The organism is Nocardia alni, assembly GCF_019038435.1.
In the GTDB taxonomy this organism is placed as follows: Bacteria; Actinomycetota; Actinomycetes; order Mycobacteriales; family Mycobacteriaceae; genus Nocardia; species Nocardia alni.
In genome coordinates this window covers 41914-52896 of the sequence record NZ_JAGPOX010000064.1, presented here as the reverse complement: position 1 = coordinate 52896, position 10983 = coordinate 41914, and the positions used below count along the sequence as shown (strand labels likewise).

General features: G+C 66.6%; 10 protein-coding genes and 1 pseudogene. 2 read left to right on the top strand and 9 right to left on the bottom strand.

Features of this window, described 5'->3' with window-relative positions:
• Window positions 1–208 precede the first annotated feature (208 nt).
• The 9 genes from JZ791_RS23575 to JZ791_RS23535 all read right to left on the bottom strand — a co-directional run bounded on the left by JZ791_RS23575 (window position 209) and on the right by JZ791_RS23535 (window position 9502).
• Complete coding sequence (locus JZ791_RS23575; RefSeq protein WP_254206185.1) at window positions 209–1996, bottom strand: tannase/feruloyl esterase family alpha/beta hydrolase; 1788 nt, start codon at window positions 1994–1996, stop codon at window positions 209–211.
• Between the two features lie 119 nt (window positions 1997–2115).
• Window positions 2116–3462 (bottom strand): MFS transporter, encoded by a 1347-nt coding sequence (locus JZ791_RS23570; protein WP_254206184.1) that lies wholly within the window; start codon window positions 3460–3462, stop codon window positions 2116–2118.
• A 262-nt stretch (window positions 3463–3724) separates the two neighbouring features.
• Entirely contained in the window at window positions 3725–4696 is a 972-nt protein-coding gene (locus JZ791_RS23565) for a VOC family protein (RefSeq protein WP_216897374.1), read from the bottom strand.
• Between the two features lie 24 nt (window positions 4697–4720).
• The gene (locus JZ791_RS23560) at window positions 4721–5893 is read right to left on the bottom strand and encodes a 4-oxalomesaconate tautomerase (RefSeq protein ID WP_308163054.1); all 1173 of its coding nucleotides are present in this window, start codon (window positions 5891–5893) and stop codon (window positions 4721–4723) included.
• Entirely contained in the window at window positions 5890–6600 is a 711-nt protein-coding gene (locus JZ791_RS23555; protein ID WP_216897373.1) for a 4-carboxy-4-hydroxy-2-oxoadipate aldolase/oxaloacetate decarboxylase, read from the bottom strand. The genes JZ791_RS23560 and JZ791_RS23555 overlap by 4 nt, the downstream gene beginning before the upstream one ends.
• Window positions 6597–7427, bottom strand: coding sequence for an NAD(P)-dependent oxidoreductase (locus tag JZ791_RS23550; protein ID WP_216897372.1), 831 nt, complete (start codon window positions 7425–7427; stop codon window positions 6597–6599). Before JZ791_RS23550 ends, JZ791_RS23555 begins: the two co-directional genes overlap by 4 nt.
• Window positions 7428–7646: 219 nt before the next feature.
• Entirely contained in the window at window positions 7647–8303 is a 657-nt protein-coding gene (locus tag JZ791_RS23545; RefSeq protein ID WP_308163053.1) for a GntR family transcriptional regulator, read from the bottom strand.
• 485 nt (window positions 8304–8788) lie between these two features.
• Window positions 8789–8941 (bottom strand): hypothetical protein, encoded by a 153-nt coding sequence (locus JZ791_RS23540; RefSeq protein WP_216897370.1) that lies wholly within the window; start codon window positions 8939–8941, stop codon window positions 8789–8791.
• A 42-nt stretch (window positions 8942–8983) separates the two neighbouring features.
• The gene (locus JZ791_RS23535; RefSeq protein WP_216897369.1) at window positions 8984–9502 is read right to left on the bottom strand and encodes an SRPBCC family protein; all 519 of its coding nucleotides are present in this window, start codon (window positions 9500–9502) and stop codon (window positions 8984–8986) included.
• A 428-nt stretch (window positions 9503–9930) separates the two neighbouring features.
• Between JZ791_RS23535 and JZ791_RS23530 the strand changes: the two genes are divergently transcribed.
• Both JZ791_RS23530 and JZ791_RS45205 read left to right on the top strand, forming a co-directional pair.
• Window positions 9931–10584, top strand: a complete 654-nt coding sequence (locus tag JZ791_RS23530) for an O-methyltransferase (protein WP_216897368.1) — start codon at window positions 9931–9933, stop codon at window positions 10582–10584.
• Between the two features lie 260 nt (window positions 10585–10844).
• Window positions 10845–10973 (top strand): annotated as a pseudogene (locus JZ791_RS45205) (hypothetical protein); the annotation flags it as partial.
• Window positions 10974–10983 lie beyond the last annotated feature (10 nt).

The following is a 10983-nucleotide window of genomic DNA, read 5'->3' as shown; positions in this document are numbered from 1 at the left end:
GCGGCAAGTACGAAAACCAGATCCTGCCCACAGGATTCACCGCGGGTAGTCCCCAAGAAGCCCTCGACTGCGCCTGCAACCTCTACCTCGGGCACTGACCCCCGAAGAACTTGCGGGCGGGACCACTAAGCAGCGAACCTGTGCCGAATATGGGAGTCGCCTCCCGGTACGGGGGGAACCGGCAGCATCCAGAGTGAGCTGAGTCACCTCACGGCTTGTGGCGGGCACAGCTCAACGTGCGGCCGTCGCCGACGCACCACTGCTGATACCCGGACGCGAAGGCGTTGCCACCCCACTTGTAATGATCGTCGCGCGGAGCCGGATCTCGAACGGAGTAACTGCCCGCGACATTCGGATTCCCGGTGCCCGCGTACGCGACCTGCCGGGGATACGGATACACCGGCCGCGAGTACTCCGGAGTCCCTCCGACAGCGGCCGTAGCCCCGGTCATGGCGTTGCTCCCGCCGGCGTTCGCATACTTCGACGCGATCACCGCACCGGGTGACTTCCCGTGCTCGGTCCACTCCATCAACGGCGTGAGCAGATCGAATGTACTGGGGCCGTACCCGTTTCCGCAGTGGAACACACCCGGGAACAGATACAGCCGATAGAACTTGTCCGCCGCGGCCTGTCCCATCGTGTCGATCAGCGCCTGCCGGTAGGTGATCGAGCCGACGGTCGGGATATAGCCGTCGGACCACCCGTGCCAGTGGATCAGCTTTCCGCCGCGCGCGGCGAAGGAGTGCAGATCCGGATCGGTCGCGTCGTACAGTCCGCCCACGTCGTCCTGAAACTTCCGCAGATTCGCCACGGTGAACACCGAGGAGTCGACCGTCGCCTTCGGATCGGCCTGCCATCGACCCACCCAGCGCAGGAATCCGGCCCCGATCTTGTACATGAAGGTCGAGTCCCGCCCTTTACCGTCGTGCGGAACGATCAGCCCGACCCACTGCCCCTCCGAACCGATCGGCTCGCCTCCGGTGTACAGGTGGGTGCCGTCCGGTGCGACGACTCCGGTATAGATCTTGCGCACCACATCGACCTGCTCGGACGTCAAACAGTCCGGATTATCCTTTCCCGCAGCACAACCGATGCTCGCGGGATCGAATTCGCAGTCTCGCGGGTCCTGGATCGTCCCGTCGTTCAACCCCGGATCCGCGCACTCCTCGAGCACCGCGGTGTGCAGCACATCCACCTTGGCGGCGGGCAGGATGACCGACCCGTCCGGACGGAAATCGACGGTCGACAGGTACGCCTCTTCGAACCCGTTGAGCGCGGTCTGATTGAACGCGGGCGCACCGGCCAGCACCCCGTCGAAGTCACCGGGGTATCGCTGCGCCTCCATCAGCGCCTCACGACCGCCGTCCGAACAGCCGTCGTAGTACGAATACTTGGGCGCCGCACCGTAATACGCGGTAACGATCGCCTTGGCGGCCAGCGCGAACACGTGCTCGGACCGATACCCGAAGTCCACCTTCAGTTGCGGGTCCGTCGCCCACACCTCGGCCCCGCCGGTATCACCGTGTCCCTGATCGTCGGTGCCCACGACCAGCGAGCCGTCGGTCACCGGCGCGCAGCCGCTACCGGCGGGCGGACCCATCGTCAGATCGACCATGCCGCAATATCCGCCGCAGCCCTGCTGCAGGTAGCGACCGCGATAGGTGGTGGTCGGCAGATGCAGCTCGAATCGGATCTGCCCGCCCACGTACCCCTTCACGTCGCAGTATTCGAACGCGTTGCTACCACTGGCCGCGATGCGGGTTGCCGAGGAGATGCTGGCTGGCGCGTCGACGATCGCTCCGAAGTCACGCCCGGACAGCTCGGCGCAGTCGAACCTGGGCAGGGTAACCGGTAGATTCTGTCCCGCAGGGAATGTCGCGACCGGGGTGGCCGAGGCCGTGGAACCGCCTGAGCCATTACCGTTCTGCGACGAGCATCCGGTCGCCGCGAGCAGCAGCACCGCCAGCACCGGAAGGGTCTTCGATAGCGAACGCAATGTCCGATTACACTGCATGACCTACCTTTCCGAGCAATCCGGGACGGACGGCGATCGCGGCGGACCGTACCTGGTCCGCCGCGATCGATCAGCGAGCGAATATCGAATAGATACCCCGATTATGTCGGTTGCACACCAGTAGCTGCGGTAACCGCAGAGGCGCGGGTCTCGGAAGCTCCCACCGGATTGCCCCGCACCAGCGAGACCAGCACCGCCGAGATCAACGCCGCCAGCGCGAAGACCCCGAAGCCCCAGCCCGACAGGTGGTGGCCGGTGAGCACACCGCCCAGCCACGGTCCGAAGACCGCGCCGAACCGCCCCATGCCCGAGACCCAGCCCAGCGCGGTCGCCCGCATACTCGGCACGTAGTACGTCCCCTGCGCCGCATAGATGAGCACTTGCGCGCTGAACAGGAAGGCGCCGGTCAGGAACACGTCCACGTAGGTCAGCCACAGCGGCATATGCACCGCCAGCAGCCCGATTCCGATGGTGGTGGCCAGGAACCAGATCACCGCGACCCGCTTGGGCCCGAACATATCGGCCGCGCGCCCGGCGACCAGCAGCCCGACGATGCCGCCGACGTTGATCACCAGCAGGAAGCTGATGGACGAACCGAGTGAGTAGCCGTGATTCTTCATCATCTCCGGCAGCCAGGTATTCACCCCGTACACCAGCAGCAGGCCGCCGAAGGAGGCGAGCCAGAACAGAATGGTCACCGAAGCTGTTGCACGCGTGAACAATTCGGATACCCTGCCGCGCCGAACCTGTGCACCGGGCTCGGGCGCGTACGCCGCCAGCGGCACATCGAACTTGTCGACGATCGCCTGCGCCTTCTCGGTCTTGCCCGACGCCAGCAGATAGGTGATCGACTCGGGCAGCAGGAACATGATCGCGGGCACGGCGATGATGATGGGCGCCGCGCCGAACCAGTACACCGAGCGCCAGCCCAGCGAATCCACGATGTTCAGGGCTACCGCACCGGCGATCGCGCCACCGGCCTGGTGGGCGGTCATGACCAGGGTCGCCGCGATGTTCTTGCGCCAGGCCGGCGCGAACTCCATGACCATGGAGATCGCCGTGGGCAGCAACACCCCCAGCCCGACACCCGCGGTGAACCGCGCGATGCCGAAGACGGCGACGTTGGGCGTCATGCCGCAGACCGCGGCCGAGATGGTGAACACGATGACGCCGCCGAGCACGATCTTGCGCCGGCCGATCCGATCGGTGATCAGGCCGACCCCGAGCGCGCCCAGCAGCATGCCGAAGGTGTTCGCACTGCCGATATCTCCGGCCATGGCCGGCGTCAGGCCGAAGCTCTTGTCCTGGAACACACCCGGCAGAGTCGCGCCGTAGACGAACAGGTCGAGCCCGTCGAGCAGGACGAGGAACCAGCACACGGCCACGACGCGCAGCCACAGCCGTTGGGAGGGGGCGGGGGTGCCGCCACTCAATTCGAGCGAGGACAACTGTGTCCCTTTCGTCCGGAGATGTGCATCACAGCGATCGACGCTACATGCGAACCAATATCGTTGACAATATTTCAGCCAAAATTGTTAACATTCAGATTCGGAATGGACGGACGGATCGTTCGCCCAAGTGAGAGGCAGCAGCGGCTCGACGCGACACACCCGCCGAGCCCCTGCTCCAAACAACACGCCCGCCGTCATCCGGCACTCGGCGTGATTCGGCTCCCCATCCGCTCGAGGGACAGCCGCGGAAAATACCGAGTCAGTGCTCGGCCACAGCCGCCAAATCCTCGGCGGTCGGCGTGCCGTGGGTGTGGAACGACTCGATGGTCTTCAGACCCCACGCCTGCCCCTTGGCGCGCTCGGCCTCGGTCCAGTCCACGCGCTTCCAGTCCGGCGCGAGGATCAGGCGCGCACCGGGGTTGCACAGTTCGATCCGGTTGCCGCCGGGTTCGTAGACGTACAGGAAGAACGTCTGCTGGATGGCGTGCTTGTGCGGACCGGTCTCGATGAACACGCCCTGATCCAGGGCGACATCGCAGGCGCGCAGAATGTCCGCGCGGCTGTCGGCGGCGAACGCGATGTGGTGCAGTCGCCCCGACAGGCCCAGGTTGTCCTTGGTGTAGACCACGTCGTAGCTCTTGTTGGTGAATGTCGTCCAGGTGCCGGCGACCGTACCGTCATTGAGCACGATCTGCTCGGTGCACATAGCGCCGAGGGTGTCCTCGAGGAAGATTCGGTTGTCGACCGGCGTCTGGCCCAGGAAGTTGACGTGGTCCAGCCGCCGCGCCGGGACGCCGCCGCTGGGGTAGGCCCCGGCCTGATTCTTCAGCGACGGGCGGTCGTCCTCGCCGCAGTCGTACCATTCGGCCTCGTAGTACAGCCCGAATTCATGGCCGTCCGGATCGGTGAACAGGTAGGTCTGGCCGAATCCCGGTTCACCGTCGACCCAGCCGATGCCGCGCCCGGCCGCCTCGATCGCCGTCACACGCCGGTTCAGCGCCTCCGGGCTGGACGCGCGCAGATGGACGCGGGCGATGCCGCCGTGCCGGTGGGCGCGCAGGGTGAGGGTGTGGTGCTGGTAGTCGTCCCAGGAGTGCAGGTAGACGTCGTCACCGTCGGAACCGACGACCCGGAGGCCGAGAAAATCGGTGAAGAAGGCCACACTCTGGTCGAGTGTGGGGGTGAGCAGTTGCACATGCCCGAGATGAGCGATGTCGTGACCGGGGGCCATAGGGTTCCTCCTGAAGAAGCATCGTCAAGCGCGCGGAAATACGGTGCCCGCGAACAATTTTCGGGCGGTTCGGACCACTCCCGCGCTGCGCACACGCGGCAAGGGGGTGGTAGCGGCGTCGATGTCGATATCGACCAGTAGGTGCCCGCCCGGATGTTCCACGTCCACCCGTTGTGCGCCCTCGGGCCAGTCCGCGGCCAGGTCGCTGCCCACCGCGCCCGGCGTCATCATCGCGGTCACCGCACTGATCGCGGCGAACACGCCGATCGCGGTGTGCGGCTGCACCGGAATGAACGAGCGAGTACACACCCCGCCACCATCGCGGGCGGGTGCGAGCAGAACCGTCTTGGGCACCGACGACTCGGCGACATCGCCCATGCCCATCAGCTGAGCGGCCTTGCGGCGCAGGTGATCCACGCGCTCGAGCAGCCCGGCGTCGGAGGCCAGGTCGGCATGCGATTCGTAGCCGGACAGGCCGAGGCTCGATGCCTCGGCGACCACGACCGGCATCCCGTTGTCGACGCAGGTGACCTCGATGCCGTCGACGGTATCCCGGACGTGGCCGGTCGGATACAGGCCCGCCGTGGCCGATCCGGCGGTGTCCTCGAACGTCAACACCACCGGCGCGGCCGTACCCGGCACGCCGTCGACGCGAGTATTCCCGTCATAGACCGGGCGACCGTCGCGCATCGGGAAGGTGGCCGTCGCGATCGCGCCGGAATTGACCATATAGATTCGCACAGAACAGCTTTCGCTATTCTCCTCGGCGCCGACAAGCCCCGACTCCACGGCGAACTGACCGACCCCGGCCAGGATATTGCCGCAGTTCTGCCGGTCCGACACGGTCGGGGCATCGACGCCCAGTTGCAGGAACAGGTAGTCCACGTCCACACCGGCCCGCGCCGAGCGCGAGACCACCGCGACCTTGCTGGTCAACGACGTCGCACCGCCGAGCCCATCGATCTGCCGCGGGTCGGGCGTACCCATGATCCGCAGCAGCAGATCGTCGCGCGCGGCCGGGTCGGCGGGCAGGTCCCGCGCCAGAAAGTACCCGCCCTTGGACGTTCCGCCGCGCATCCACACGCCCGGAATACCGTTCGCGACAAAATCTTCCGGCGATCGGGTCACGCCGGACGGTACGGTCGTCCCCTCATCGACGGCCGTACCGCCCGCGCGCTCACCATCAGGCTCTGTCACTGCTGCTCCCCCTTGGCGGCGAAGTCCTCGTGCGTCACGTAGGTGATGCCGAATTCGTCGAGCCGCTGCCGCATCCCGTAACGGTCCAGCCCCAGCTCGCCCTCGCGGAACGCCTGCCGGGCCGCTTCCTCCTTGGCCACCCGCGCCGCCGAAAGTTCCCGTACCTCGGGCGCATTCACCCGCGGAACACACACAACACCGTCGTCGTCGGCCACGATCACATCGCCGGGACGGATCACCTGTCCCTCGACGACGATCGGCACGTTGACCGCGCCCGCGGTCGCCTTCACCGAACCCTGCGCGCTGACCGCGGTCGACCAAGCCGGGAAGCCCATCTCCCGCAGGTCCGCGACATCCCTTACGCCACAGGCCAACACGACCCCGCGCACGCCGCGGCGCTGCAGTGCGGTGGCGAACAGCTCACCGAACAGTCCGTCACTGGACGGCGAATTGGTCGCCACCACAAGGACATCCCCCTCGCGGCACTGCTCGACCGCGACGTGGATCATCAGATTGTCGCCGGGCCAGCACAGGACGGTGACCGCGGTGCCGCCGATTCGCGCGCCCGGCCAAGCCGGCCGCAGTCGCGGGCCGAGAAATCCGGTGCGCCCCTGCGCCTCGTGCACCGTGGCGGCGCCGTACTCGCCGAGGGTGGTCGCATCCTCGAGCGCCGCACGCGGACAGTCGGTGACAACAACATTCTTCATCGGTGCTCTCCTAGAGATTCGGTCCCCACGTGCTGCGTTCCCCCACCGGATGCGGTTTCCAGAGCAATGGCGCGCAACGCGTCTCGTGTCGCGGAGGCGATTCGCGGCGTCACTCCGAGATCGGCCAGTTGCCGGGCCGCGGCGTCCATCTCCTCGGTGCGCCGGGCCGCGTGCGCGTAGGTGCCGGTGATCAGCCGCTCGAGCGTATCCGCGTCGAAACTCACGAATTCCCCGGCGATATGCTCGCGGAACCAGTCCGCACATCCCGCCGCCTCCGCACCGGCAAGGGCCTCCACCACCGCGGCGGCGACGCCCTTGTACACGACGCTGCGCAGTAGCTTGCGCGAGCTGGCGACGCCGACGGGCCCGGGCGTCTGTTCTACCCGAATCCCGACCCGCCGCATCATGGCGGCGAAACGTGCTGCGGGCGGACCGGATACCTGCATGGGCACGCGAATTCCCCTACCCGGCACCGGAGCCATGATCGCCACATCGACCAGCTCCACGCCCGCCGCCGCTGCCTCGTCGGCCAGCCGCACCTTCGATGCCGGTGTCGCGGTGTTGGCCTCGGCCCACACCGTGCCGGGCATCAACGCGGGCAGGGCGTCGCGCAGCGCCGACTCGGCCTCGTGCGCGGTGGTCAGGCTGAACACCAGCTCGGCGTCACGAACGGCGTCGGCATCGCTGACCCGCACCTGAACGCCCTGGGGCGCGGCCGCTTTCGGGTCGTACCCGCGCACATCCGCGCCCGCCGCGACCAGATCACGGGCGAATTCCGCACCGGCCTCGCCCAATCCGAGAACCGCCACCCGCAGCGGCGCGCTCATGAGCGTCTGCCGGTCACGTTCTCAGGCATAGCCGTCCTCACCTCACTTGTCACGGTCACTCCGCCGCCCGTGCCGACGGCTTGGCGGACGTGTTCGACGACACGCCCGTCATCGACGGTATGTCGCTGGCGACAGAAATGTCAACAATCCTGCTGACAAAGTGAATATACCCTGATCAGCATCTATAAATCAGAGTCGGGGCAATGTCTCGAGCGTGGTCTACACTCTGCCGGTCAGCGCCGCGATGACACTGTCGAGATGATCGCGCATGGCCTGCTCGGCGCCCTCCGCGTCGCCCGCGATCACCGCTTCCGCGATGGCCAGATGCTCGCCCAGGGAGACCTGCGGGCGGCCCGGCCGCAGGGACAGCTGGAACTGATGCCGCACGATCTGCGCGTTGAGCCGCCCGATCAGGTCGGCGGCGGTCTGCTGACCGGCGATCTCCCGCAGCATCGCGTGCAGCTCGTGGTTGAGGGTCGAATACTTCATCGGCTCGCCGTCCCGGACCGACGCCGTGAGCTGCTCGGTATGCGCGTGCAGCCGCTCGATATCGGCCGGGGTCACCCGCGTGGCGGCCTTGGCCGCGATCAGCCCCTCGAGCACCTTGCGGCATTCGAGAATCTCCACCGCCTGCTCGGTCGACACCGTGCGCACCCGTGCCCCGCGATTGTGGATGCGCTCGATCAGACCCTCGGCCACCAGCTCGTCGATCGCGGCCCGTACGCTGCCGCGCGTCACCTCGAACTGCTCGACCAGTTCGGCCTCGACCAGCCGCTGCCCGGGCGCGACCTCACCCTGTGCGATGGCCTGGCGCAGCCGTTCCACCGCGATGGCTTTTCCCTGCGTTCCGCGTTCGAGCCCACTGCTCTGCGACACTGCGCTCTCCGACACTGACACCGTCCTGGCGATAGGCATGACAACTAATTGTCAAGGATTATGCCAACAATTCGCCAGACGTCTCATCAACGCAGGTCGCAGGCGTGCCACAGCGGCGGACACGGATGGTCAGCACACCGAGCGCTGCTCGGGACGGCCGCGACCACGAACGCCCCGCTCACCGGCGAGGCGGCTGTTCGCCCGGGCGCGGATGCGCTGCCCCTGGAGCAGGCGATCGCGATCGACGGCCGGGCGGTGGGCCTGGATTCCCGGCCGAAAGACGTTCGCATCGGCCTAAATCCGACGCATCGGGCCGTCAAGATTGTCGACAAGGCCGCCGCAGAACGGCCTTCGCCGAACTGCCGGTGGACCGGTGGGTCCTGCCCTACTGCGCGGGCACCTCGACGCCGAGGGGGGACCTGCTGCGCGCGGTGCCCGCCGACCAAGATGTGTCACTGGGCGTGGTGGACCCCGAAGTACCGGAGCTAGAGGACGTCGACGAGATCATGAGCCGCATGGATGTCGCCGCGGGCATGAAGGATATCGACGACATCGCGGTGAGCCCCAGCCGCGGCTTCTCCGATATCGCGGGCCGGTGCGGCATCATGCCGGACAGCCAGCGCCACAAGCTGATCCATGTCGAGACGATCGCCCGCATGTGCCGGGTAACGAACTCCAGCTCAGGCGCACGCCATCTCCGCGGCTGCGATACGGACCAGATTGTCCAGCCATTCCTGGTTGCCCAGGAGCAGCGGATCGGGCCGCATGCGGGCGAATCCCGCTGCGGGGATGCCGATCTGAGAGACCTGGGTGAGGATGCGCACCCGTCCGCCGGGCAGGTCCTCCAACAGCCAGGCATGGTAGACATCCAGCGCCTCCTCGGGGCATCCGTCCTGCCACGCCCGCCAGGCCAGACGGCCGGGCAGCCCGGAGACCGGCATCTCGTACTCGGCCACCTGCACCTCCATCGGCGGCCAGCCGAACATGCCGAAGCGGAAGCGCAGACCCGGTAGCAGTTGGCGGCAGTCGTCGGGGAAACCAAGGTCGGTGACGCGGTCGTAGTAGGTCGGCCACGCGGCGACATTCGCCAGGTACGGCCATACCCGCTCCGCACTCAGGCCCGACGCGATGATTTCGTTGGACACGAAGTAGTCGGTCCTGCCGGGGGTAAATCGTTCCGGCCAGATGATTTCGCTCATGCGACTCCTTTCGGATTGTTCACTCCGAAAGCCGGGCCGAAAAGATATGCCGCGACGTATCTGCCATCAGAGTTATCCGCCTCCAATATTACCTACATTGAAGGCGCTGCTCAGAACACCCTTCTGTGATGCAGGTCATATGCAAAGCGGACCTTTGCGACGTATCGCGTCGGATGCGGGCCATTTTTCGCCGTCAGAGAGACGACTTCTCACTACCCCGAATTCCAGCCGACGAAATTCTCTTGCCATCGAGATTCTTTCGTCATCGAGATTCTCTCATCATTCCATAGACGAACTGCCGAGAATCCACCCGGCTCCGCACCGCGCTCGCCGCGCGCACGTCGGCCGCTGGCGCGCGGTACCGCGACTGCCTATCGTTGGCCGGTGGCACGCGTGTCCCCAGCCGACCTGGACGACAAGGATCCGATATGACGAACACGTTCACCAGCTCCCCGGCCGCCGACGTACTGGCACGGCTGTACGAGAATGCCGAGCGCAGCCACCGCGAGTTCTCCGAGCGCATGGACGCCACGGCCCCCGAGCAGCGGCCCGACGTCAACAACTCCCGCGAATTCTTCGCCGCCGCAAAGGATCTGTACATGGCGGTACGCCCCGACACCAGCAGGCTGCTGTACATCCTCACCCGCACCAGCCGAGCCCGCGCGATCGTCGAATTCGGTACGTCCTTCGGAGTCTCCACGCTGTGCCTGGCCGCGGGCCTGCGCGACAACGGCGGCGGCCGGGTGATCGGCAGCGAATACGAGCCGACCAAGGCCGCCGCCGCACGCGCATCGCTCGCCGAGGCCGGCCTGGGCGACCTGGTGGAGATCCGCGACGGCGACGCGCGCGAAACACTCGCCCGCGACCTGCCCGACCAGGTCGACATCCTGTTCCTGGACGGCGCCAAGGAGATGTATCTCGAGATCGTGAAGCTGGTCGAGCCGAATCTGTCGCCCACCGCGCTCATCGTCGTCGACAATTCCGATCGCAGCCCGGAACTGCTCGACTATCTGCGCACCAGTGACGATTACCTACCCACCGCCGCCGCCGATGGCGTCACCGTGGCCGTGCGGACGGTGTAGACCTACAGTTCCCCGGCGAACATCACCGTTCGGCCGGTGAGGCACGGAAATACCGTTTCGACAATATGTTCCACGAAATGCTCCGAGCTTTTGTGCGCCTCGAAAGCCGACTTGTCCACATAGCGTTCGTGGGTATGCTCACGCATGGCCAGTAGCGCCGCGCGGATTATCTCGGCATCGGCCGGCGCGCACTCGTATCGGGCGATTACGGCGTAACTCCGGCCGCGCTGCTGCGTGAACGCGCCGAGGACATCGTTCCTGTGGTAGTCGGTGAGAACGGCAAGACCCTGGCCGAGGCGCGAGGCGAGGGCGGCGAGGCCGCGAACTTCCTGGATTACTACCGTGGCATCGCCCGCGACGGCTACGGCACGCTGCTGCACGACGCCCGGCCCGGCACCC